Below are 24,306 nucleotides of genomic sequence, written 5' to 3' on the forward strand. Positions count from 1 at the left end.
TAAATAACCGGGGATGATATCGCCTGCCATATCCATCATCGCGGAGATCATGCTAAGCTTTTGTCACTATCATAATGAAAAAAGGTCAATTCCCATGGAAAAAATGGCATCCCTCTACCGTGAGCACATCGCAACATTATTACAGCGGACCCGCGATATTCTTGCGCGTGAGAAACTGGACTCATTACTGATCCATTCCGGTGCACCGATCCGTATTTTTCTTGATGATCGTGACTACCCGTTTAAAAGTAATGTGCATTTTAAGGCATGGGTTCCGGTTACTGATGTACCGCATTGCTGGCTGTGGACTGACGGCGTGAATAAACCAAAGTTATGGTTCTATTCCCCGGTTGATTACTGGCACAGTGTCGAGGCGTTACCTTCTTCTTTCTGGACAAACGATGTTGAGGTTATTCACCTGAAGAATGCCGGTGACATTGCATCAATGCTGGCAGCTCAGGATAAATCCCGTACGGCGTATATCGGACCGGATGCGGATCGCGCCGGTGCTTTGGGGATCAGCAGCAATCATATTAACCCGAAAGCGGTACTGGATTTCTTCGCGTTTCATCGTTCATATAAGACAGATTATGAACTGGCCTGCATGCGTGAAGCACAAAAAATGGCGGTTAACGGGCATCTTGCCGCACATGAGGCGTTTTTGTCCGGTCTGAGTGAGTTTGATATCAATATGGCGTATCTGATGGCAACCGGCCATCGTGATACTGATGTTCCGTATGACAATATTGTTGCGATCAATGAAAATGCGGCCGTTCTGCATTACACCAAACTGAATAAACATACACCGCGTGTACGGCACAGTTTCCTGATAGATGCAGGCGCTGAATTCAACGGCTATGCCGCTGATTTAACCCGGACATATGCTGCTGATGCGGACAGTGATTTTGCTCAGCTGGTTTCTGATCTCAATGATGAACAGCAGTCACTGATCAGTGATATCAAAGCCGGTGTCCGCTATACCGATTACCATATTCAGATGCATCACCGAATCGCTAAGCTGCTGAGAAAACATAAGATCATTACCGGTATGTCTGAAGAAGCCATGGTCAGCGAAGGGGTAACCACCCCGTTCCTGCCGCACGGTCTGGGGCATCCTCTGGGTCTTCAGGTACATGATGCTGCCGGGTTTATGCAGAATGACCGGGGTGAACACCTGGCTGCGCCGGAAATGTACCCGTTCCTGCGCTGCACCCGTGTTCTGGAGCCGCGTATGGTGCTGACTATTGAGCCGGGATTGTATTTTATTGAGTCTCTGCTGGCACCGTGGCGTGAAGGGAAGTTCAGTCAGCACTTTGACTGGAAACGCATTGAGCAGTTTAAACCTTGTGGCGGGATCCGCATTGAGGATAACATTATTATCCATGGAAACAGTGTGGAAAATATGACACGGGATCTGAATCTGCCGTAATGAAATCGTACCTTATACCGGCTGAGCCGGTTATGTTTACTGAAGAGATAAAAAAAAGTCGTTTCATCACCCTGTTGCAGCATACGGACGGGGTGGATGAAGCAAAGCAGTTTATTCAGTCCGTCAAAGATGAATATCCCGATGCCCGGCACCATTGCTGGGCATTTGTTGCAGGGCGTCCGGATGATTCGCAGCAACTGGGATTTTCTGATGACGGTGAGCCGACAGGAACAGCCGGAAAACCTATGATTGCCCCGTTGCTCGGCAGCGGAATAGGGGAAATTACGGCAGTGGTTGTCCGCTATTTCGGCGGAATAAAACTGGGTACCGGCGGGTTGGTCAGGGCTTACGGCAGCGGGGTTCAGCAGGCACTGAAACTCCTGGTGACCAAAACAAAAATCCCGCAGGTGATCGGTGAAATAACCTGTGATTACAGCTTTATCAGCCAGGCTGAATTATTAGTCCGGCAGGTGGGTGGCACGGTAATCAACAGTGAGTTCGGTGCGGATGTGACGTTACGTATTTCGATTCCTGCTACCTTACTGAGTGAGGTTAATGCTAAATTACGTGACCTGAGCCGGGGGATGTTTGAGCTTAAATGCTCTGAAGACACCACCGGAAACTGATTTCTGAGGACTCTGCCGCAATGCATTTTCGCGCCATAACCCGTATTGTCGGGTTACTCGTCATTATTTTTTCTGTCACCATGATCATCCCCGGGATCGTGGCGCTTATCTATAAAGACGGTGCAGGTAAAGCATTTAGTCAGACGTTCCTGGCAGCACTGATTATCGGCCTGCTGCTCTGGATACCGAACCGCAATAAAAAGAGTGAATTAAAACCGAAAGAAGGTTTTCTGATTGTGGTTCTGTTCTGGACGGTGCTGGGCAGTGTCGGGGCATTACCTTTTATCTTTTCAGAACGTCCGAATCTGTCAGTGACAGATGCGTTTTTTGAATCATTTTCCGGGTTAACCACAACCGGTGCCACCACTCTTGTCGGGCTGGATACACTGCCAAAAGCGATTTTGTTCTACCGGCAGATGCTGCAGTGGCTGGGCGGGATGGGGATCATCGTACTGGCTGTTGCTATTCTGCCGCTGCTGGGTGTCGGGGGAATGCAGCTGTACCGCGCGGAAATGCCGGGCCCGCTGAAAGATAACAAAATGCGTCCGAGGATCGCGGAAACTGCAAAAACACTCTGGCTTATTTATGTTTTCCTTACCATCGTCTGCGCAATTGCCCTCTGGTTTGCGGGGATGGATGTCTTTGATGCGATATCCCACAGCTTTTCCACTATCGCCATCGGCGGGTTTTCCACGCATGATGCCAGTATCGGTTACTTTAACAGCCCGGCCATTAATACCATTATTGCCATCTTTCTGCTGATCTCCGGCTGTAACTATGGCCTGCACTTTGCGGTGCTGACCGGGCGCAGCCTCGGGGTTTACTGGCGGGATCTGGAATTCCGGATGTTTATTTCCCTTCAGTGTGTGCTGGTCGTGATCTGTGCGTTGGTTTTGTGGAAGTTTGATGTTTATGCTACGGAGGGACAAACCCTCAACCAGGCTTTTTTCCAGGTTGTCTCAATGGCGACGACGGCCGGGTTCTCTACAGACAGTTTCTACAAGTGGCCGCTGTTCCTGCCGATGCTGCTGCTGTGCGCGGCGTTTGTCGGCGGATGTGCGGGGTCAACCGGTGGTGGCCTGAAGGTTATCCGTATTATGCTGCTGTTCCTTCAGGGGGCGCGTGAGCTGAAACGTCTGGTGCATCCGAATGCGGTTTACACAATCAAATTGGGCCGCCGGGCATTACCGGAACGAATCATCGAAGCTGTCTGGGGATTTTTCTCCGCTTATGCACTGGTCTTTGTGGTCAGTATGCTGTTACTGATAGCGACAGGCGTTGATGAGTTTTCTGCTTTCTCAGCAATATCGACCACTCTGAATAACCTGGGGCCGGGGCTGGGAACTCTGGGTGAGAACTTTACAACCCTGAATCCGGCCGGGAAATGGATCCTTGTCGTGACGATGTTATTTGGTCGTCTGGAAGTCTTTACTTTGCTGGTATTACTGACGCCGACTTTCTGGCGTGATTAACGGAGTGTTTCATGTCGTACTTGTTGCTTTATTCCGGCCATGACGGGCAGACAAAAAAAATCATTACTGAAATTGCGCTGCATCTGCGCAAAGCGGGAGCGGAATGTGATGTCCGCTCTTTACAGGACAATCAGTCACTGAATCTGGCACCGTATGAAAAAGTGCTGGTCGGCGCGTCTATCCGTTACGGACATTTTAACCGCGCGCTGGATAAATTTGCGAAGTTGCATGCGGGACAACTGAATCAGATGAAAACCGCATTCTTCGGCGTGAACCTGACAGCCCGTAAACCGGAGAAGCGGACACCGGAGACAAATGTGTATGTACGGAAATTCCTTGCAGCAACGCCCTGGAAGCCGACGGTCTGCACTGTCTTTGCCGGCGCATTGCTGTATCCGCGTTACGGCTGGTTTGACCGGATGATGATTCGCCTGATTATGAAGATGACAAAAGGTGAAACAGATACAAGTAAAGAAGTGGAATACACGGATTGGCTGCAGGTTGAAGTATTCGCAGCAGAATTTGTACAGATTTAAAGCAAGTGACGGGCTTTTTGCCCGGTAAACCACCGTTGTGGTGAAAAAAGTGGCGAACAAACATTTTTTTGAAATAAACACTTGCGTGATCTCAGCGAGTGTCTATAATGCGCCACCACTGACACGGAACAACGCGATAACACGCGGTTCCGGCAGAAAGAGAAAAAGCGAAAAATTGAAAAACAACGCTTGACTCGAAGGGGCTGGAAACGTAATATACGCAGCCTCGCAACAACGCAGAAGACCGGCAACGGCAGCGAATGTTGCAACTGCTCTTTAACAATTTATCAGACAATCTGTGTGGGCACTCGCAGGACATATCACAAAAAATATACTTTTGAGAAGTCTTGAAGAGTGACCAATACAGCAGCTTAGAAATAAGCAGCAGTAAACAGTTTAATTCTTTGAGCATCAAACACTTTTAATTGAAGAGTTTGATCATGGCTCAGATTGAACGCTGGCGGCAGGCCTAACACATGCAAGTCGGGCGGTAACAGGGAGAAGCTTGCTTCTCTGCTGACGAGCGGCGGACGGGTGAGTAATGTATGGGGTCTGCCTGATGGAGGGGATAACTACTGGAAACGGTAGCTAATACCGCATAATGTCTCCGGACCAAAGCGGGGGACCTTCGGGCCTCGCACCATCAGGATGAACCCATATGGGATTAGCTTGTAGGTGAGGTAACGGCTCACCTAGGCGACGATCCCTAGCTGGTCTGAGAGGATGATCAGCCACACTGGGACTGAGACACGGCCCAGACTCCTACGGGAGGCAGCAGTGGGGAATATTGCACAATGGGCGCAAGCCTGATGCAGCCATGCCGCGTGTATGAAGAAGGCCTTCGGGTTGTAAAGTACTTTCAGTCGGGAGGAAGGTGTTAAGGTTAATAACCTTGACAATTGACGTTACCGACAGAAGAAGCACCGGCTAACTCCGTGCCAGCAGCCGCGGTAATACGGAGGGTGCAAGCGTTAATCGGAATTACTGGGCGTAAAGCGCACGCAGGCGGTTGATTGAGTCAGATGTGAAATCCCGGGCTTAACCCGGGAATTGCATCTGATACTGGTCAGCTAGAGATCTTGTAGAGGGGGTAGAATTCCATGTGTAGCGGTGAAATGCGTAGAGATGTGGAGGAATACCGGTGGCGAAGGCGGCCCCCTGGACAAAGACTGACGCTCAGGTGCGAAAGCGTGGGGAGCAAACAGGATTAGATACCCTGGTAGTCCACGCTGTAAACGATGTCGACTTGGAGGTTGTGCCCTTGAGGCGTGGCTTCCGGAGCTAACGCGTTAAGTCGACCGCCTGGGGAGTACGGCCGCAAGGTTAAAACTCAAATGAATTGACGGGGGCCCGCACAAGCGGTGGAGCATGTGGTTTAATTCGATGCAACGCGAAGAACCTTACCTACTCTTGACATCCAGAGAACTTAGCAGAGATGCTTTGGTGCCTTCGGGAACTCTGAGACAGGTGCTGCATGGCTGTCGTCAGCTCGTGTTGTGAAATGTTGGGTTAAGTCCCGCAACGAGCGCAACCCTTATCCTTTGTTGCCAGCGCGTGATGGCGGGAACTCAAAGGAGACTGCCGGTGATAAACCGGAGGAAGGTGGGGATGACGTCAAGTCATCATGGCCCTTACGAGTAGGGCTACACACGTGCTACAATGGCGTATACAAAGGGAAGCGACCCTGCGAAGGCAAGCGGAACTCATAAAGTACGTCGTAGTCCGGATTGGAGTCTGCAACTCGACTCCATGAAGTCGGAATCGCTAGTAATCGTAGATCAGAATGCTACGGTGAATACGTTCCCGGGCCTTGTACACACCGCCCGTCACACCATGGGAGTGGGTTGCAAAAGAAGTAGGTAGCTTAACCTTCGGGAGGGCGCTTACCACTTTGTGATTCATGACTGGGGTGAAGTCGTAACAAGGTAACCGTAGGGGGAACCTGCGGTTGGATCACCTCCTTACCTAGTTGATTTGGAATGTGAGTGTTCACACAGATTGTCTGATAGAAAATGAGCAGAGAGCGTCTGCGAAGCTGACTAATGTCCCCTTCGTCTAGAGGCCCAGGACACCGCCCTTTCACGGCGGTAACAGGGGTTCGAATCCCCTAGGGGGACGCCAGTCTGCGCGGGTGAGTGAAAGTCATCTGCAAATAATGATTAAGCTGATTCAAGAGTCAGCTTAACAATTATGCTCTTTAACAATCCGGAACAAGCTGAAAAATTGAAACAATCAATATTATCACCGAGGTAATATTGATGAGTCTCTCAGCCGAACAACTTTGAAAGTACTCACTTTCGAGGGAAGCGAGCTAAATAATTTCGCGAAGGCCGGCGCACAGCAAGCGGAGCATACTCAGGTATGTGAGCATTGCGAGCACCGCCCGACAAAGAAATTATGACGCGCAGCGACCCGTACAGAAAGACACTTTCGGGTTGTGAGGTTAAGCGAATAAGCGTACACGGTGGATGCCTAGGCAGTCAGAGGCGATGAAGGACGTGCTAATCTGCGATAAGCGCCGGTAAGGTGATATGAACCGTTATAACCGGCGATTTCCGAATGGGGAAACCCAGTGTGATTCGTCACACTATCATTACCTGAATACATAGGGTAATGAAGCGAACCGGGAGAACTGAAACATCTAAGTACCCCGAGGAAAAGAAATCAAACGAGATTCCCCCAGTAGCGGCGAGCGAACGGGGAGCAGCCCAGGACCTTAATCAGTATCAGTGTTAAGAGAACAGTCTGGAAAGGCTGGCCACAGCAGGTGATAGCCCTGTATCTGAAAGCACTGGTGTTGTGAGTCCGATGAGTAAGGCGGGACACGTGTTATCCTGTCTGAATATGGGGGGGACCATCCTCCAAGGCTAAATACTCCTGACTGACCGATAGTGAACCAGTACCGTGAGGGAAAGGCGAAAAGAACCCCGGCGAGGGGAGTGAAAAAGAACCTGAAACCGTGTACGTACAAGCAGTGGGAGCACCTTTATGGTGTGACTGCGTACCTTTTGTATAATGGGTCAGCGACTTATATTCTGTAGCAAGGTTAACCGAATAGGGGAGCCGCAGGGAAACCGAGTCTTAACTGGGCGTCTTAGTTGCAGGGTATAGACCCGAAACCCGGTGATCTAGCCATGGGCAGGTTGAAGGTTGGGTAACACTAACTGGAGGACCGAACCGACTAATGTTGAAAAATTAGCGGATGACTTGTGGCTGGGGGTGAAAGGCCAATCAAACCGGGAGATAGCTGGTTCTCCCCAAAAGCTATTTAGGTAGCGCCTCGTGAATTCATCTCTGGGGTAGAGCACTGTTTCGGCTAGGGGGTCATCCCGACTTACCAACCCGATGCAAACTGCGAATACCGGAGAATGTTATCACGGGAGACACACGGCGGGTGCTAACGTTCGTCGTGAAGAGGGAAACAACCCAGACCGCCGGCTAAGGTCCCAAAGTCATAATTAAGTGGGAAACGAAGTGGGAAGGCTCAGACAGCCAGGATGTTGGCTTAGAAGCAGCCATCATTTAAAGAAAGCGTAATAGCTCACTGGTCGAGTCGGCCTGCGCGGAAGATGTAACGGGGCTAAATTATGCACCGAAGCCGCGGCAGCGATATGTAAATATTGTTGGGTAGGGGAGCGTTCTGTAAGCCTGTGAAGGTGTGCTGTGAGGCATGCTGGAGGTATCAGAAGTGCGAATGCTGACATAAGTAACGATAATGCGGGTGAAAAACCCGCACGCCGGAAGACCAAGGGTTCCTGTCCAACGTTAATCGGGGCAGGGTGAGTCGACCCCTAAGGCGAGGCTGAAAAGCGTAGTCGATGGGCAACGGGTTAATATTCCCGTACTGGTGGTAACTGCGAAGGGGGGGACGGAGAAAGCTAAATCATCCGGGCGACGGTTGTCCCGGTTTAAGCGTGCAGGTGGACTGACCAGGCAAATCCGGTCGGTTGTTAACACTGAGGCGTGACGACGAGCCACTACGGTGGTGAAGTGATTGATGCTCTGCTTCCGGGAAAAGCCTCTAAGCTCCAGGTTACCATTAATCGTACCCCAAACCGACACAGGTGGTCAGGTAGAGAATACTCAGGCGCTTGAGAGAACTCGGGTGAAGGAACTAGGCAAAATGGTGCCGTAACTTCGGGAGAAGGCACGCTGGCATTAGGTGAAGTGGTTTACCCATGGAGCTGAAGCCAGCCGCAGATACCAGCTGGCTGCAACTGTTTATTAAAAACACAGCACTGTGCAAACACGAAAGTGGACGTATACGGTGTGACGCCTGCCCGGTGCCGGAAGGTTAATTGATGAGGTTAGCGCAAGCGAAGCTTCTGATCGAAGCCCCGGTAAACGGCGGCCGTAACTATAACGGTCCTAAGGTAGCGAAATTCCTTGTCGGGTAAGTTCCGACCTGCACGAATGGCGTAATGATGGCCAGGCTGTCTCCACCCGAGACTCAGTGAAATTGAACTCGCTGTGAAGATGCAGTGTACCCGCGGCAAGACGGAAAGACCCCGTGAACCTTTACTATAGCTTGACACTGAACATTGAGCCTTGATGTGTAGGATAGGTGGGAGGCAATGAAGTGTGGACGCCAGTCTGCACGGAGCCGACCTTGAAATACCACCCTTTAACGTTTGATGTTCTAACCCAGACCCGTAATCCGGGTCGGGGACCGTGTCTGGTGGGTAGTTTGACTGGGGCGGTCTCCTCCCAAAGAGTAACGGAGGAGCACGAAGGTTGGCTAAGCATGGTCGGACATCATGCGGTTAGTGCAAAGGCATAAGCCAGCTTGACTGCGAGAGTGACGGCTCGAGCAGGTACGAAAGTAGGTCTTGGCGATCCGGTGGTTCTGAATGGAAGGGCCATCGCTCAACGGATAAAAGGTACTCCGGGGATAACAGGCTGATACCGCCCAAGAGTTCATATCGACGGCGGTGTTTGGCACCTCGATGTCGGCTCATCACATCCTGGGGCTGAAGTAGGTCCCAAGGGTATGGCTGTTCGCCATTTAAAGTGGTACGCGAGCTGGGTTTAGAACGTCGTGAGACAGTTCGGTCCCTATCTGCCGTGGGCGCTGGAAGATTGAGAGGGGTTGCTCCTAGTACGAGAGGACCGGAGTGAACGCACCACTGGTGTACGGGTTGTGATGCCAATTGCATTGCCCGGTAGCTAAGTGCGGAAGAGATAACCGCTGAAAGCATCTAAGCGGGAAACTTGCCTCGAGATGAGTCTTCCCTGACCCTTTAAGGGTCCTGAAGGAACGTTTGAGACTAAGACGTTGATAGGCTGGGTGTGTAAGTGCAGCGATGTATTGAGCTAACCAGTACTAATGAACCGAGAGGCTTAACCTGACAACACCGAAGGTGTTTTGAGTTGAGAGACGAAGAGATTTTTCAGCATAGTGAAGAGACAACAGAGTCATTCATTATGAAAGCTTGTTTTGGATTAAATGAATTTGCCTGGCGGCCGTAGCGCGGTGGTCCCACCTGACCCCATGCCGAACTCAGAAGTGAAACGCCGTAGCGCCGATGGTAGTGTGGGGTCTCCCCATGTGAGAGTAGGGAACCGCCAGGTTATTATTAAGTGAAGAAGCCACCCTTTGGGTGGCTTTTTTGCGTTTGGGCGAAAGAAAAAATAACTCCTCCTGATAGTCGCCGAAACAATGTATCCCCCCTGACATATACCCGGATCCGCTTATGCCGCAGGAGCCGCTGAAAATATCTGAGTATTTCGCCTGATTCTCTTCCCCTGATGGCCCTGTTTGTCTGTATCAATATAGCTGGGATAATCAAATAAGTATGAGAATAGTAATACAGGAAATGATACAGAGGACGTTGAAAAGCGGCAGAAGACGGATGGATAAAACCTGCGGTGTGAATAGCAGTATCATCAAACCAGAATAAAACTATCTGCTGCGATTCCTTAAAATTAATTTTCCTGCAATTGCTGCGTTCGCCATTCAGTCAGTTCAATCTGGCAGGCTTTCATTATATCGCCCGCACCACTACCGCCAAACGTTGCATCATAGCGATACCGGCATTCAGAATCGCGGAAAGTAATAAAGGCAGATTGTGATGCATTCAGCGAGCGGATAGCTTCTTCGCTTCCGGCAGAATTGAGTGATGTAATTTCCTGTTTTTTCTGTAGCAGAACAGTATTCAGCTGTGTTTCAGCAGTATTCAGTTTTTTATCCAGACAGCCTGCAAGTTTTGTCCGTGGCATATCTCCGATAGTCTGATAACACTCTGCCAGTGGATCAGCTTTTTTTTCCTCTGCAGCGCTTACAGCAGAAAAACCAATACTCATACTGATAACGCCTGCAATTATTGCCATACGGGATAGATACATTTTAACGCCTTATTTTATATTCGTTATTACCGGAGAAGCTCCCGGTTCATAAACTCATCCTGAGGAGCATTCCATGAAAACACGTCTAAAACAGAATTTAAAAATAATATAATACCTGTACCGGCTGACATGGCTGTTTGTGCTGTTATGTTATTGAGTATTCTGTTTGTCATAGATTTCTCCCGTACCATAAGGATATAAAACAATGCCACTTTCCGGATCTTTAATATCTACAGGTAAACGTCCGGCGGGAGAGTTAAGCGGTTCACTGTTTTTTCCGGGGAACAGTGTCCTCAGGCCACTCCGGATATTAGTTTCCAGCGCGTTGCGCTGGCCATTCGTAATATCAAAGCCGGTAATACCATAGATGGCGATATTGGCTTTTACATTATTCAGATACGCAATATCATAAGGATCACGCGCAGATATCACGACTACTGGAATACCGGCACTATTGGCAGAATCAATAATAAATTGTGCGTCAGTATTCCGGTTTTTCAGATTGTAGGTAACCAGCAAAATAAGATCCTGTCCGCTGATCATGCTGTTTATTTTCTTTTCTGAGAGTCTTTTTTTTATCCGTTTTTATTTTTTGTGTACTGACATGAATATGGGTTTCTGTTTCCCGCGCGATATCATCTAAGTGTTTCTTAATTAACCGATTACGGGGATGTTCATCAGAAATAACCAAAATCCGGTTATTCTGTTTCAGATGATAAGGCAGAATACCGTCATTTTTTATGACAGTAACCGCTTGTTCTGACACATAGTTTTCCTGATTTTTATGCTGTTCTGAAGCAACAATATGCTGTGCTATCAGCGGATCAGCGGCTGATCCACTGATAGCTTTATTCAGCTTCATCAGAACAACCCTCCGGACTGATTCATCTATACGCTGCTGCAGTTCCGGGTTCTTTTGTGCCTGTTCATCCAGATAACGGTACAGATTATCCAGGCGCTTAACAGCATCCTCGTCCCACATTTTCACCGGCATCAGAATAATATCAGCGCCTGCTGTCAGTGCGCGTTCCACGGCGAAATTGAGATTAAAATTATCGCTAATGGCTTTCATATCCATGGCATCCGTAATGATCAGCCCCTGAAAATGAAGTTCATCACGTAATATACCGGTCAGGATAGGTTTGGATAATGTCGCCGGTGTACCGGCTTCTGATCCGTCACGGGTTATTATTTTTGTGTCGTCCAGGGCAGGAACAATAATATGGGCTGTCATAACAGCATCAGCCCCGAGCTGTAACGCGTAAGTAAAGGGGGGTAATTCTGTTTGCCGCCAGCTTTTTTCATCTGATGTCACAACAGGAAGGGCAACATGTGAGTCTGCTGAGACATTGCCGTGCCCGGGAAAATGTTTTAATGCAGTGATAATGCCGTGCTGATGAATTCCGTCGATATAGGCCACTGACAGAATTTCTGTCAGTTCTTTTCGGTCAGAATAAGCCCGTACCCCGATAACCGGATTATTTTGATTATTGTTGATATCCGCGACCGGGCCAAAATTCATGTTAAATCCCAAAGCAGATAACTCACTGCCATGAATATCGCCTGTCAGTTTTGCTAATTCCGGATCTCTGGCTGCACCGAGGGCCATATTGCCCGGCATTTCAGTACCGACCCGTAACCGGGTGATATAACCGCCTTCCTGATCCGTACTGACAAATAAAGGCAGTTTGTAACGGGATGACTGAATATCATTAATTAACTGTACCGTCTGAGGCGTATCAATCAAATTTTCACGGAATAATATCACGCCACCTAATCTGTAATGAAAAATAATTTTTTTAATATCATTATTTATATTAATAACCGGAACAGGAACAGGGCTCCGGAATATATCCCAATAGCGAAAATCGAGTATCATCAACTGACCGATTTTTTCTGTCTGACTCATGCCGGCGACAATATATTCAGCGCTCTGTTCAGGATTATATCTGAGTTTTTCAAGTTCCTGTGGTGTCAGCGGAGCCGCTGCCAGCTGAAAATGCAGCAATGATATAAATAACAGTATACTTTTTTTCACATTGACATCCTTTTCATGATGTTATTTTTGTTGTTTATTTTCACCGGAATTTTTTATTTTCTTATTAATCAGACCGCTAATAATTCCTTTTATGCTGATAGCCCGGTTTGCCGGATTTTTGCTCTAATTTCCGTTTGTCAGCAGGATATAACGGATAAATAAGGAAATCAAAAAATGATGAAAAAAACAGCATTGGCTCGTGCTATCTGTGGTGTGTTATTACTGAATTCAATCACAGCTTCTGCGGCCATAACGTATAAATATGAAAAGGATGTTACCGGACGAACTGTTTATGATAATCAGGTCGGTATGAATCCGAATCTGCGGCCGGGTGATCCTTATTACGATGGGAAGCAGGTTATTGGCCGGGGCGGAAAGTCAGTCAATAGCTGGATTTTTGATCGCGGTACAGTTGAGGTGGATGACGGTGGCATACTGGATAAAGCTAAAGTGGGTGCCCCGAGAACAGCCGCTGAGCTGAACAACGGAAGTCGCCAGAATTTATATGAGCCGACCAATCTTGACGGGGAAGTCCGTATATTTGGCGGCGGAAAGGCAACGGATACACAAATTATTGGTAAGGGAATCGTTAACGTTTATGAAAATGCGCTTGTCAGTAATACATCAGTAAAAGAGATGGGGGTTCTGCGTTTTCATGTCGGCGGGGAAAGCCGGGATGATCTGAATGTTGAGCGGCAGGCATTTCTCATTCTGGATAATGATAATTTTGATAGTACCGGAAAAAATACTTTAATAGAAAAAGTTAATCTTGCGGGTAATCTCTTAATTCAGGATATGAGAACAGAGAGAGACAATAAAGATTTTAATATAGAATGGGAAGGCCGTAATATCAGCATTGATCCGATAAGCTATTTTCAGGTCGCAAATATTGATAGTCTTCATTTAGACCATGGTTCTGTCAGTCTGAAGCCCAAAATAAATGGCACGAATGCGATATTTAATGAACTGGTTGTAAAAGATCTCAGCGGACAGGGAACATTTTCATTCCATTCTCAGATCGCGGATGATATCAGTGATAAATTGGTAGTAACCAATAATGCAACCGGCGATTTTAAGGTTAATGTTTATGATACAGGAAAAGATATTTCCGATCCGGATGAAACCGTTGAACTTATTGAAAATAACAAAGGTGATGCGGAATTTAAACTTGCCGGGAATAATGGCGTGGTTGATCTTGGTATTTATAAATACCGTCTGATTAAAGGTATAAAAAGTAACGGAAAATCAACCTGGTATTTAGCAACCAAAGCCGATCATATTCCGTATCCTGATATTGATCCTGACGGTGAAACCCAGGGGATACCGGATATCGATGAAAATGATGAGTATATTCAGGAAATAGATACAGAAACCGGAAAAGATGTTACAGCTGATACCAGCGTACCTGAATTGAGAGACGTGTTGTCCAACAGTGCACTGGCCGGATTATCCATGGCGTCAGTAAATCGTCAGATATTGCGCAGTGAAAATATGAGCGGGCCATCGCGTCGTCATATCACTGATCACTTGTCGGATAAAAAATACGGCGCCTGGGCAAATTATCGCTACGATAATTCAAAATTCAGTGACAGTGAAAGCCGTGCATTCAGAAACAGCCTGAATATTCTGGAAATCGGTTACGACAAACTCAATAAAGCGCGTTACGGTGATATTGCATTCGGTTTATTTACCAGTGCGGGAAAGACCAAATCGACATTTGATTATACGCCGGGGCAGGGACATACCGACAGCTTTGCTATCGGCGGGTATACCTATTGGCAGTATCAGGACTGGTATATCTCCGGGATGCTGAAAGGCTCCCATTTTAAAAATCAGCTGAATACACAAAGCAGCGGAGGGGCGGCGGTCAGCGGTTCCTTTAAGCAAAATGCACTGACAGTCAGTGCGGAAGCGGGTAAAAAACTGAATATTACGCCGGATATCAGTTTAACGCCTTATGGCCGGATAGATTACAGTCGTTTCAGTCAGGCTAAATACGCATTATCCAACGGTATGGATATTCATGAACATAACAGTGACAGTGTGAACGGTGAAATGGGTTCGCGTCTGAGCATGGATACACAAATTGGTGATATTAAAATAAGTCCTTTTATGAATATCGGTGTTTCACATGAGTTTGTGAAAAACAATAAAGTGACACTGAATAAAAAAGATTTTTCAGCCAGAAATGAAACCACCACCGGTAAATATCAGATGGGTGCCACTATTGCATTAACACCGGATACCCTGATAACCGGCAGCCTGGGTTATCGTCATGGTGATAAAAATGAATCCCCTGTTAATGCTTATATCGGATTGAAAGTCAGTTTTTAATTTTTGTGCCGATACAAAAACCACCATACCGTATCTCCGGTATGGTGGTTTTTATTGCGTTAATGCGTGGTACTTTCTTTCCGGGGTAATGCGGAGGCCGGAACTCCGAAGAGTTTGTCAAATGCCCAGTTAAAGAAAAACGTGTAGATCGGGATAAAAATAATCAGGGCAAAATCGAGCAGGAAAGCCTGTATTAAACTTACAGATAACCACCATGCAATCAGCGGAATAAGGAAAACCACCAGTGTCAGCTGAAACAGAACGGCGTGTACCAGTCTGCGGCGGAATGTCCGGATACGGGAGATCTGCCGGGATTCCCATAATTCAAACAGGGTATTAAAAATAAAATTCCAGCTGACGGCGATGGTGGTAATAGCCAGTGCCAGCGGCCCGGTAACACCGGCGGAATTACCGGAAAGGACTGCCAGTGCTACTGATGAAATAGCCCAGCCGATGAGTTCATAGGTGGTGATAAAGACCAGTTTTCGTTTTAAACCCTGCATAGTTATATCCTGCTGCTTACTGTGAAGAATTCAGCGAAAGTAAATCAATAGAGATGATAATAAAAGTCAGCTACTATCAGATTTTCTGACAGGCAGGAGGGGATATGCCGTTTAATAGTGATAATTTACAGCTCTTTCTGACGGTACTGGAAAAGGGATCATTTTCAGCTGCCGCGAGAGCACTGCACCGCGTGCCGTCTGCTGTCAGTATGGCTGTCAGTAATCTGGAGGCGGAACTGGGATTTGCGTTATTTGAGCGATCAGGACGGGCACCGGTTCCGACTGAAAGGGCGATGGCGCTGGCGCCGTATGCCAGAGAAATAACCGATAAAATTCATCAGCTGAATGTGTTTACCCGCGAACTGACACAGGATGTGGAGAGTACCCTGGCGGTGGGTGTCGCAACCTGTGTGAATCCGAATTGCCTGTTTTCTGCATTGCAGATACTGAATCAGCGTTATCCGTTGCTGAAGACGGAAATTTTATCCGGATCACAGGATGACATTCTGCCGCTGCTGCATCAGGGGCGTATCCAGCTGGCACTGGTCTTCGGCGGGCTGTATGTGGACCCGCTTGAGCAGTTTCACTGTATCGGCCATGAAGCCCTGGTGGCCACGATTTCTGCCGCACATCCTTCTCTTTCACAGCAACAGTCTGTTTATATTGAGGATTTGGTACAGGCGAAACAAATTGTTATTGCCAGTCTTCACCATTCTCTCAGTGATGTGCGTTCACAGATGGCGACGAAAACCTGGCAGACAGATAATTTTATGATGGCGCTGGGGCTGGTTAAAGCCGGTATCGGCTGGGGGAATCTGCCGGAATCCATGATCCGGGAAGATGTGGCGGCCGGTACACTGAAAGTGCTGTCATTCCGCAATACCCGCAATGGTCTGGTGCTGCCGGTGCATATCGTCAGCCGGAAAGGAGATGTGCTGAAACGCGGTGCACAGGAGTGTATCGGACTGCTGACGGAAAGCCGTGTGTCCGCGGGAAATTAATTGTTATGATAACGGGATGAATCAGCAGAGAGGTGCGCGTATGTTCGAAGTCCGTGATTTACAGGTTATTCAGGGCGGGAAAACATTGTGGGATGGCTTTTCTTTCCGGCTGAATGCCGGGGAGCGTCTGGGGATTTCCGCACCCAGCGGGTTTGGTAAAACAACGCTGGGACGGATTCTGGCACAGTGGCAGCAGCCGCATTCCGGTGAGCTGCTGCTGGACGGAAAGCCGGTACCGAAAAACGGCTATTGTCCGGTGCAGCTGGTGCCCCAGCATCCGGAGAAGTGTTTTAATCCGTACCGCACAACCGGTGCCGGGTTATACGATGCCTGGAAACCGGATGCGGAATGGCTGGAAAAGCTCTGTATTGAGTCTCACTGGCTGGAACGGCGTCCGGATGAACTGTCCGGCGGCGAGCTGGCGAGAATTGCACTGCTGCGGGCGTTAGACCCGCGTACCCGCTTTCTGATCGCTGATGAGGTGACCGCTCAGCTGGATGCACATATTCAGGCGCAGGTCTGGCAGGTACTGATTGAAGAATCGGAAAATCGGCCGCTCGGGCTGGTGGTGTTCAGTCATAATAAAGCGTTACTGGAGAAGGTATGTACGTCGGTTTGGGTTGCGGGGGAACAGGAAGGCATGCAATTACCTGATTTGGCAGTTTGACTTTTCCGGCCGGTAACATAAAAATACGAAGCTGATAAATAATAATGATAATTATTACTGATTTTGAAGGATCAGCGACGTGAAAAAAACTCTGCTCTGCTGCGCGGCATTCTCCGCATTTTCCGCGCAGGCCTCTTCTTCCTGCCAGTCATTGTCTGTTCCGGATGAGAAACAGACGATGATTGTCACCGGGACTTTTGATCACAATGGGCAGGCGTGTGTGCAGGTGCCGCTGTCTGAAAAGCAGGTTGTGATCGCGGAAAGTGAGAATATCCGTGATTTGTCACTCTATGACAGTCAGATGACACCCCGCCGGACACTGATTACGGACAATCCTGTCACAGAAATGCAATCTGTGTCATTCACGTTACCGTTTGATGACACCTGGACGCTGGCACCGCAGGGTGTACCCGGTTCAGAATGGAAGTTAGCACTTACAAACTATTCATATCAGCCGGTGGCTGAAAATATCTCTCTGCCGGTGGACAGCGTGCGTTTACAGCAGCTGATAACCCTGATCAACGGGCGTGATACCTCTGCATTCTGGCAGGCAGTGACAGAAACGCCGCTGGTTGAGGAATATGATGAGCATCACAAGCGAATCACTTTCCTCTGGCGTAGTGCGAAAGTGAACGCTTACATACTTGGTGCACCTTCCGGGCAGCATGATCCGATGGCCAGACTGAATGATACTGATATCTGGTATCGCTCCTATATTGTCCCTGCCGGGACATTCAGCCAGTATAAAATTGCCCCCGACATTCCGTTGCTTGACGGTTCTGTTGAAGGCGCCCGCCGTAAAGCGCTGCTGAGTACTGCACAGGCTGATCCGCGTAATCCGCTGAGTGCGGGGGCTGACGGGGCAGATGAGTTTAACCGTCATGCTATCATTGCATTGGATAACAACCGGATATGTGATTTCCGGACGGCCGGGCAGCAACCGGTTTCCGGCACGGTGGCATTACATTCACTGCGCAGTCAGATCCTGAATAATCAGCGGGAAATTGCCGTTTACACGCCGGCCGTTCCGGGAAAAGAGCCCTGGCTGCTGGTGCTGTTTGACGGGCAGATATACCGCAAGAACTATCATATCGTCACATTTATTGACCAATGGCTGACCCGCGGGGAAATTCCGCCGCTGTATGTGGTGATGGTGGACAGTATCAGCAGTGAGCAGCGCGGCAAAGAATTGCCGCCGAATGAGCAGTTTCCGCAGTTTCTGGATAAAGAGCTGATGCCGTGGCTTGTTCAGCAGGGTATTGATATCCCGGCGGCGCGGACAATTATTTCCGGCAGCAGTTACGGCGGCCTGGCTTCTTCCTGGAATGCCATGAAATTACCCCATCGTTTCGGTAATGTGCTGAGTATGTCCGGTTCCTATTGGTGGTCACCTGAAGGAGAACCACCGGAATGGCTGATTCGTGAGTTTGCAGGTACTCACAAACTTCCGCTGCGGTTTTTCCTGGAGGCCGGTGTTTTTGAAACCCGTGCCGGTGCCGGCGGAATTTTACATAACAACCGGGCACTGCATCAGGTGTTACAGGAAAAAGGCTATAACGTTGTTCGTGAGGAGCGTCCGGGCGGGCATGATTATGTTTCATGGTGTGAAACGCTGCAGTCCGGACTGATACACCTGACTGACACAAAGGGGTCACAATAGTGTCACGCTGATGTCATAAGAGCGGATTAGGCTGTCCTGCGTTGATAACTGATAATTTTATTAATGACAAGGATTCTGCTCATGCTTCATGCGACGATGAAAACACGGGTTGCGGCCGCCGTTCTGGCACTGCTGACAGGTTCTGCATTACCGGCGGTTGCCGCAGGGAATGCAGATGCCATTCTGGCACAGGATCGCGCTGCGAAAGGCAATATCACGGAGTTCGGCGGTGCACGCCGCCTGTCGTCCGATCAGACTGAGGCGCTGAAAGCGGCTATCGGTCAGACTAAAGCAAAAAATGTGATTCTGTTTATCGGCGACGGTATGGGGGATTCCGAAATTACCGTGGCGCGTAACTACGCAGAGGGTGCAGGCGGTGTGTTTAAAGGGATTGATGCCCTGCCGCTGACCGGTCAGTACACCACATATGCGCTCGATAAAAAAACACAGAAACCGAATTATGTTACTGACTCCGCCGCGTCCGCGACAGCCTGGGCATCCGGCGTGAAAACCTATAACGGAGCGCTGGGCATTGATGTCACCGGCAAACCGCACACCACGATTCTCGAGCTGGCAAAGAAAAACGGCAAAGCGACCGGGAATGTCACCACTTCTGAAATTCAGGATGCCACGCCGGCAGCCCTGATCTCTCATATCAGCCAGCGTAAATGCTACGGTCCGGAAGAAACGGCTGAGCGTTGCAGTGCCGATGCCCTGGAAAACGGCGGATTGGGCTCTATCAGTGAGCAACTGCTGAATGCCCGCGCGGATGTCACACTCGGCGGCGGGGCGAAGAGTTTCCGTCAGACAGCGAAAGCCGGTGAATATGCCGGGAAAACGCTGGAAGAGCAGGCCGCGGCACGGGGTTATCTGGTCGTCAAAGATGCTAAATCACTGGCGGATATAAAAGCGGCAAATCAGGATAAACCGGTACTCGGTTTATTCAGTGACGGCAATATGGAAGTCGCGTGGGAAGGTCCGAAAGCCTCTTACCGCGGCAGTCTCGATAAGCCGGTGGTGGAGTGCAAACCAAACTCAAAACTTGACCCGGATGCACCGACACTGGCTCAGATGACGGAAAAAGCCGTTGACCTGCTGAAAGATCACGAAAACGGTTTCTTCTTACAGGTGGAAAGCGCATCTATCGATAAACAGGATCACGCTGCAAATGCCTGTGGTCAGATCGGCGAAACCGTTGCACTGGATGAAGCGGTACAAATCGGTATGGAATACGCCAAAAAACATGGTGATACACTGGTGATTGTCACCGCTGACCATGCCCATTCCAGTCAGATTATTGAAGCTGATGTGGTATCACCGGGGCTGACTCAGGCACTGCTGACCAAAGACGGCAGCGTGATGGCAGTCAACTACGGTAACTCGGAATCAGATTCGCAGGAGCATACGGGTGCCCAGCTGCGTGTGGCGGCATACGGTCCGGGGGCGGCGAATGTGGTAGGTCTGACGGATCAGACAGATTTATTCTTCACCATGCGGGATGCGATGGAACTGAAGTAATCTGCGGTACCTGATATTCACAATGTTCTGAAATGCTTTTCTTCATGTTGATAGTTTTACGTTGATGGTATTACGTTGATGGTTTTACGTTGATGGTATTATTTTGCTGATTTCAGCAGTGGCTGCCGCCGGTACTCTGTACCGGCGGTTTTTTATTATCTTTTGTAACATGATGATTTTTGAAATATATTTACCATAAGGTATACTTATCCGATGTCTCCGCCCGGGGACAGACATCCTGTATTCCGTAAAACTGTGTGTTTTATGCGATTTTTTTCTTCTGATGGCAGCGGTGTTTATTACTATTATCACATTGTGACACGGTGATCGTGTGATATACCGTTGATCTGATCGTTTTAACGGGAACACCATACTAATGACAACACCAGGCTGACGAAAACATTATGCTGACATTACTCCATCTTCTTTCATCCGTTGCGCTGCTGGTCTGGGGGACACATATTGTCCGGACCGGGATTATGCGCGTTTTTGGTGCGGATTTGCGGAGTCTGCTCGGAAAAAGCATCCGGAAAACATCACGGGCGTTTCTGGCCGGTCTGGGTGTGACTGCACTGGTGCAGAGCAGTAACGCCACCGCATTGCTGGTGATCTCATTTGTGGCGCAGGGCATGATTGCACTGCCGCCCGCACTGGTGATTATGCTGGGGGCTGATGTCGGAACGGCGCTGATGGCGCGGGTACTGACGTTTGACCTCTCCTGGTTATCACCACTGCTGATTCTGGCGGGGGTCAGCACGTTTCTCAGTCAGAAAAAGAGCCGGACAGGGCAGCTCGGGCGTGTTGGTATCGGGCTGGGTCTGATTCTTCTGGCACTTCAGCTGATCGTTACCTCCGCAGAGCCGATTACACAGGCTTCTGCGGTTCAGGCCGTTTTTACTTCACTGAGCGGGGATGCGGTGCTGGCTCTGCTGGTGGGCGCGCTGTTCGCCATGGTCAGTTATTCCAGCCTGGCGGCGGTTCTGCTGACAGCCACTCTGAGTGCCACCGGTCTGGTGCCGCTGCATATCAGTCTGGCGATAGTGATCGGTTCCAATCTCGGCAGCGGTTTTCTGGCGCTGATGAGCAGCCGGGGCCAGAATGCCGTTGCCCGTCAGGTCATGCTCGGCAGCCTGTTTTTCAAGCTGATTGGCTGTGTGCTGGTACTGCCGTGGGTAAAACCGCTGGCACTCTGGATCGGCCAGTACAATCTGCCGGCGGCGGAAGTGGTTATCTGGTTCCATGTTGTGTATAACCTGGCCCGCTGTGTGCTGATGCTGGCACTGGTAAAACCGATGGCACGATTGTGTCAGCGGCTGGTCGCTGAACCGGAGGCGGCAGAAGACACGGCGGCCCCCCGTTATCTGGATCAGAGCGCACTGGATACGCCGTCTCTCGCACTCGCCAATGCGGTACGGGAAACCCTGCGGCTGGGGGATGTGATTGAGCAGATGTTACAGCGTTTTGACAGCCAGCTTGCGGGAAAAGGTGAACAGAAACGGCTGATCGGCCATCTGGAAGAGGAAGCGGAACTGCTGCACAGCAGTATCAAGCTCTATCTGGCGCAGTTGCAGCAGACTGAGCTGGGAGAGAGTGATTCCCGGCGCTGGGCGGAAGTGATTGATACCGCGATGTCGCTTCAGCAGTCTTCCCTGATTATCGGGCGGATGTCGCACGATGTGGCGAATCAGACTGCTGATCCGCAGCGCATCTTCTCAAAAGACGGCTACAGTGAACTGACCACCATGATGTCGCGGCTGCAAAATAACCTTAATCTGGCGATGTCAGTGTTTGTGTCCGGGGATGTGGATAATGCGCGGCGGTTGCGCCGGGCAAAACACCGGTTCCGTCTGCTGAATCAGCGTTATTCTTTTGCTCACGTGGAACGGCTGCATGTCAATAATCTGCAGAGTATCGGCAGCAGCCGGTTACATATCGGGCTGCTGGGGGATATGAAGCGTCTGAATTCTCTGTTTTGCTCTGTGGCCTATCATGTGTTAGAAGGTGTCGCAGATATAAAAGCAGAGACAACAAATGATGACACTTCTCACGAGACTGCTTGAACGGCAGGAGATTCCGCAGGTCTGGTCAATCGACCGGACTGAACTGATTGAACATCTGTACCTGCATCAGAAAGGTGAACTGGTGCTCTCTGCGCAGCGTCAGCTCTTTGCCTGCTGTAAAACAGCGGCAAAAGAGATGGGCGCGAAAGGGTTTTATATTTCATCCATTCCGTCAGAAAATACCGTGCATTTTTATCAGCACCCGGGATGCGAACTGATTGCAAAGCCGGACCCGGCGCTGTTTGCCCTTGAACCGGAAGATATCCATTTCGTGTTTTTTTTCCGTGACTGATCATTTAACACATTAATATCCGGTCAATTTATAGACGCATTAATTATAGGTGTATGATTTTAAGGTATATAATCATACACCTTTTTTGCATTTTATGTGAAAAAGCGGTTGCAACGGGCAGCAGATTATTTATGATAACAGGAATGATTCTCATTTCGTTATTGTAAGGAGTGGCTGTGATGCAAATCAAACACCCGCTTTCATCGTTTTTCTGGCAGCAGTTAACCGGAGTCGGTGGCATGATGCTGGCGCTGATACCGGTCGTGTTGTTTTTATCACAGGGGCATGAACAGGATGCTGCCCGCATTGCATTAGCGGTGGTGATTCTGCTGACAATGCCGATGCTGTATAACCGCGTATTGCGTCATTTCCTGCTGATTCCGGCAGGTATTGCATTTGTTCTGGGAAGTCTGCTCTGGTTTGAGCATCTGAGGATGTGATATCCGGAAGTAAAGATTATTGCAGAAGATTGTCATAACAGTGGTGCGAAGGGGGGGACTTGAACCCCCACGTCCGTAAGAACACTAACACCTGAAGCTAGCGCGTCTACCAATTCCGCCACCCTCGCAGGTACTGTCATTCAATCTGCTGTCAGTTGTGTGTGATAAGATCTGATTGGTGCGAAGGGGGGGACTTGAACCCCCACGTCCGTAAGGACACTAACACCTGAAGCTAGCGCGTCTACCAATTCCGCCACCCTCGCAATTCAGAACTATCTTGTTACTGATAGCATGGAGGCGGATTTTAGCGGTTTTATCCGCGCCGTCAATAATTTTTTATCAAAATTGGTGACTTCGCTTAATTATTAGGCATTTGTGGCCAGGTAGATCTTAAATTTGCCGGTTTGTGCCAGCACCTTATGCTGACCAAACGTGCTGTCCAGCAGATCCGGGTACGGCAAAAAGGCGTTCGCCACGATGCAGAGTTTTCCGCCGCGGTTCAGTCGGGCTTTGGCACCGGAGATAAGGCGTTGTGCCGCGCTGTAGCTGGTGTTCAGTCCGTCGTGGAACGGCGGGTTAGCGACGATCCAGTCATAGCGGTCGCTGATATCAGAATACACATCACTGGCGATAACACGCCCTTCCAGCTGATTGTGCACCAGCGTTTCGCGTCCGGCCTCAAGAGCGGCGGCAGAGACATCACTGAGTGTCAGGGTCAGTCCCGGATTGCGTTTAGCCAGTACGGTTGCGATAACACCACTGCCGCAGGCGATATCCAGCAGTGAGCCGGTCACCGGCTGGTTCAGTGATTCCAGCAGCAGCGCACTGCCGACATCAATATTATCCTGACTGAATACCCCCGGCAGCGTCACGATTTGCGCACCTTCTGCGGTATAACTGCCGAACCACTCTTTCAGGGCAAAGTGTGCCGGCGTGGTCAGTTCACCGTAATAAAGACCGCAGCGGCGGGCGCTGTCGATTTTACGGAGTGCCGTGAACGGCTCTGTCATTTTTTCCGCACTGCGGACACCGCTGCGGTTTTCACCGACAATAAAAATATTGCTGCCAACCGGCAGACAGGAAAAAATCTGCGTCAGCTGGAACAGGGCTTCCTGTTTACTCTTCGGCCAGAAATAGATCAGTGTGTCGCACTGTGCAGCCGCTTCCGGGCTGACAGTCAGTGCAAAGGCAGCGCGATCACCCAGCGGTGCACGCAAAGCCTGCCACTGATGATACTGACTGGTGCTGACATACACTGACTGTGCGGAAAGCTGTGCGGCAAGGGGATCCTGAATGTCCCCGGCAAGCAGGACACGGCTCCCGGTAAATTCGTCTGCATGACGTAAAATCACTTCACTGGCCGGGGTAAGCATGGACATCCGTTA

15 protein-coding genes, 3 tRNA genes, 3 rRNA genes and 1 pseudogene are annotated in these 24,306 nt (G+C 49.5%); 16 read left to right on the top strand and 6 right to left on the bottom strand.

Annotated elements, in window-relative coordinates; translation table 11 throughout:
* Positions 1 to 94 precede the first annotated feature (94 nt).
* The 8 genes from pepQ (at position 95) to rrf (ending at position 9,634) form a co-directional block, all read left to right on the top strand.
* The gene (gene pepQ, locus JC793_RS01850) at positions 95 to 1,429 is read left to right on the top strand and encodes a Xaa-Pro dipeptidase (RefSeq protein WP_218427322.1); all 1,335 of its coding nucleotides are present in this window, start codon (positions 95 to 97) and stop codon (positions 1,427 to 1,429) included.
* The gene (locus JC793_RS01855) at positions 1,429 to 2,055 is read left to right on the top strand and encodes an IMPACT family protein (RefSeq protein ID WP_052927771.1); all 627 of its coding nucleotides are present in this window, start codon (positions 1,429 to 1,431) and stop codon (positions 2,053 to 2,055) included. The genes pepQ and JC793_RS01855 overlap by 1 nt, the downstream gene beginning before the upstream one ends.
* 20 nt (positions 2,056 to 2,075) lie before the next feature.
* On the top strand, positions 2,076 to 3,527 hold the full coding sequence (trkH, locus tag JC793_RS01860) for a Trk system potassium transporter TrkH (RefSeq protein WP_166706917.1): 1,452 nt from the start codon (positions 2,076 to 2,078) through the stop codon (positions 3,525 to 3,527).
* A gap of 11 nt (positions 3,528 to 3,538) precedes the next feature.
* Complete coding sequence (hemG, locus tag JC793_RS01865) at positions 3,539 to 4,063, top strand: menaquinone-dependent protoporphyrinogen IX dehydrogenase (RefSeq protein WP_218427324.1); 525 nt, start codon at positions 3,539 to 3,541, stop codon at positions 4,061 to 4,063.
* A 422-nt stretch (positions 4,064 to 4,485) separates the two neighbouring features.
* Positions 4,486 to 6,027: ribosomal RNA gene (locus JC793_RS01870) — 16S ribosomal RNA — on the top strand.
* Between the two features lie 80 nt (positions 6,028 to 6,107).
* Positions 6,108 to 6,184: transfer RNA gene (locus tag JC793_RS01875), tRNA-Glu, on the top strand.
* A 320-nt stretch (positions 6,185 to 6,504) separates the two neighbouring features.
* Positions 6,505 to 9,411 (top strand): 23S ribosomal RNA (locus JC793_RS01880).
* Between the two features lie 107 nt (positions 9,412 to 9,518).
* Positions 9,519 to 9,634: ribosomal RNA gene (gene rrf / locus JC793_RS01885) — 5S ribosomal RNA — on the top strand.
* Together the 16S, 23S and 5S rRNA genes with 1 tRNA gene alongside form the textbook arrangement of a ribosomal RNA operon.
* Before the next feature lie 354 nt (positions 9,635 to 9,988).
* Here the strand turns inward: rrf and umoC are convergent.
* Both umoC and JC793_RS01895 read right to left on the bottom strand, forming a co-directional pair.
* On the bottom strand, positions 9,989 to 10,366 hold the full coding sequence (gene umoC / locus JC793_RS01890) for a lysozyme inhibitor LprI family protein (RefSeq protein WP_247717301.1): 378 nt from the start codon (positions 10,364 to 10,366) through the stop codon (positions 9,989 to 9,991).
* 192 nt (positions 10,367 to 10,558) lie between these two features.
* Positions 10,559 to 12,446: pseudogene (locus JC793_RS01895) on the bottom strand (glycoside hydrolase family 3 protein).
* A 174-nt stretch (positions 12,447 to 12,620) separates the two neighbouring features.
* On the opposite strand from JC793_RS01895, the gene JC793_RS01900 reads away from it, so the two are divergent.
* The gene (locus tag JC793_RS01900) at positions 12,621 to 14,780 is read left to right on the top strand and encodes an autotransporter outer membrane beta-barrel domain-containing protein (RefSeq protein ID WP_218427328.1); all 2,160 of its coding nucleotides are present in this window, start codon (positions 12,621 to 12,623) and stop codon (positions 14,778 to 14,780) included.
* 59 nt (positions 14,781 to 14,839) lie between these two features.
* Here JC793_RS01900 and JC793_RS01905 read toward each other — a convergent pair whose 3' ends face one another.
* Positions 14,840 to 15,283 carry a PACE efflux transporter gene (locus JC793_RS01905; protein WP_166706921.1) on the bottom strand — a complete coding sequence of 148 codons (444 nt, stop codon included), beginning with the start codon at positions 15,281 to 15,283 and terminating at the stop codon, positions 14,840 to 14,842.
* A gap of 104 nt (positions 15,284 to 15,387) precedes the next feature.
* Here JC793_RS01905 and JC793_RS01910 point away from each other — a divergent pair, with 104 nt between their 5' ends.
* The 7 genes from JC793_RS01910 to JC793_RS01940 all read left to right on the top strand — a co-directional run bounded on the left by JC793_RS01910 (position 15,388) and on the right by JC793_RS01940 (position 22,921).
* Positions 15,388 to 16,284, top strand: coding sequence for a LysR family transcriptional regulator (locus JC793_RS01910; RefSeq protein WP_166706922.1), 897 nt, complete (start codon positions 15,388 to 15,390; stop codon positions 16,282 to 16,284).
* Between the two features lie 40 nt (positions 16,285 to 16,324).
* Positions 16,325 to 16,951, top strand: coding sequence for an ATP-binding cassette domain-containing protein (locus JC793_RS01915; RefSeq protein ID WP_218427330.1), 627 nt, complete (start codon positions 16,325 to 16,327; stop codon positions 16,949 to 16,951).
* Positions 16,952 to 17,030: 79 nt separating this feature from the next.
* Positions 17,031 to 18,611: an alpha/beta hydrolase-fold protein gene (locus JC793_RS01920; RefSeq protein ID WP_247717304.1), complete on the top strand. Its 1,581-nt coding sequence runs from the start codon at positions 17,031 to 17,033 to the stop codon at positions 18,609 to 18,611.
* An 81-nt stretch (positions 18,612 to 18,692) separates the two neighbouring features.
* On the top strand, positions 18,693 to 20,129 hold the full coding sequence (gene phoA / locus JC793_RS01925; RefSeq protein WP_247717305.1) for an alkaline phosphatase: 1,437 nt from the start codon (positions 18,693 to 18,695) through the stop codon (positions 20,127 to 20,129).
* Positions 20,130 to 20,533: 404 nt separating this feature from the next.
* A complete protein-coding gene (locus tag JC793_RS01930) occupies positions 20,534 to 22,189 on the top strand; it encodes a Na/Pi cotransporter family protein (protein WP_166706925.1) in 1,656 nt (551 codons plus the stop codon).
* Positions 22,161 to 22,481, top strand: coding sequence for a hypothetical protein (locus tag JC793_RS01935; RefSeq protein WP_431739823.1), 321 nt, complete (start codon positions 22,161 to 22,163; stop codon positions 22,479 to 22,481). Before JC793_RS01930 ends, JC793_RS01935 begins: the two co-directional genes overlap by 29 nt.
* 179 nt (positions 22,482 to 22,660) lie before the next feature.
* Positions 22,661 to 22,921: a DUF1435 family protein gene (locus tag JC793_RS01940; protein ID WP_004237051.1), complete on the top strand. Its 261-nt coding sequence runs from the start codon at positions 22,661 to 22,663 to the stop codon at positions 22,919 to 22,921.
* A gap of 41 nt (positions 22,922 to 22,962) precedes the next feature.
* Here JC793_RS01940 and JC793_RS01945 read toward each other — a convergent pair.
* The 3 genes from JC793_RS01945 to rsmC form a co-directional block, all read right to left on the bottom strand.
* Positions 22,963 to 23,049, bottom strand: a tRNA-Leu gene (locus JC793_RS01945).
* A gap of 48 nt (positions 23,050 to 23,097) precedes the next feature.
* Positions 23,098 to 23,184, bottom strand: a tRNA-Leu gene (locus JC793_RS01950).
* A gap of 102 nt (positions 23,185 to 23,286) precedes the next feature.
* Complete coding sequence (gene rsmC, locus JC793_RS01955; RefSeq protein WP_218427332.1) at positions 23,287 to 24,300, bottom strand: 16S rRNA (guanine(1207)-N(2))-methyltransferase RsmC; 1,014 nt, start codon at positions 24,298 to 24,300, stop codon at positions 23,287 to 23,289.
* Positions 24,301 to 24,306: the final 6 nt, after the last annotated feature.

The organism is Morganella morganii, assembly GCF_019242955.1.
Taxonomy (GTDB): domain Bacteria; phylum Pseudomonadota; class Gammaproteobacteria; order Enterobacterales; family Enterobacteriaceae; genus Morganella; species Morganella sibonii.

Bases quoted from the DNA above. Each gene is read 5' to 3' on its own strand.
- JC793_RS01930 (WP_166706925.1), top strand. From the start codon at position 20,534: ATGCTGACATTACTCCATCTTCTTTCATCCGTTGCGCTGCTGGTCTGG.
- umoC (WP_247717301.1), bottom strand. From the start codon at position 10,366: ATGAGTATTGGTTTTTCTGCTGTAAGCGCTGCAGAGGAAAAAAAAGCT.
- JC793_RS01940 (WP_004237051.1), top strand. From the start codon at position 22,661: ATGCAAATCAAACACCCGCTTTCATCGTTTTTCTGGCAGCAGTTAACC.
- JC793_RS01905 (WP_166706921.1), bottom strand. From the start codon at position 15,283: ATGCAGGGTTTAAAACGAAAACTGGTCTTTATCACCACCTATGAACTC.
- hemG (WP_218427324.1), top strand. From the start codon at position 3,539: ATGTCGTACTTGTTGCTTTATTCCGGCCATGACGGGCAGACAAAAAAA.
- JC793_RS01855 (WP_052927771.1), top strand. From the start codon at position 1,429: ATGAAATCGTACCTTATACCGGCTGAGCCGGTTATGTTTACTGAAGAG.
- JC793_RS01900 (WP_218427328.1), top strand. From the start codon at position 12,621: ATGATGAAAAAAACAGCATTGGCTCGTGCTATCTGTGGTGTGTTATTA.
- JC793_RS01915 (WP_218427330.1), top strand. From the start codon at position 16,325: ATGTTCGAAGTCCGTGATTTACAGGTTATTCAGGGCGGGAAAACATTG.
- rsmC (WP_218427332.1), bottom strand. From the start codon at position 24,300: ATGTCCATGCTTACCCCGGCCAGTGAAGTGATTTTACGTCATGCAGAC.
- pepQ (WP_218427322.1), top strand. From the start codon at position 95: ATGGAAAAAATGGCATCCCTCTACCGTGAGCACATCGCAACATTATTA.
- trkH (WP_166706917.1), top strand. From the start codon at position 2,076: ATGCATTTTCGCGCCATAACCCGTATTGTCGGGTTACTCGTCATTATT.
- JC793_RS01910 (WP_166706922.1), top strand. From the start codon at position 15,388: ATGCCGTTTAATAGTGATAATTTACAGCTCTTTCTGACGGTACTGGAA.
- phoA (WP_247717305.1), top strand. From the start codon at position 18,693: ATGCTTCATGCGACGATGAAAACACGGGTTGCGGCCGCCGTTCTGGCA.
- JC793_RS01935 (WP_431739823.1), top strand. From the start codon at position 22,161: ATGATGACACTTCTCACGAGACTGCTTGAACGGCAGGAGATTCCGCAG.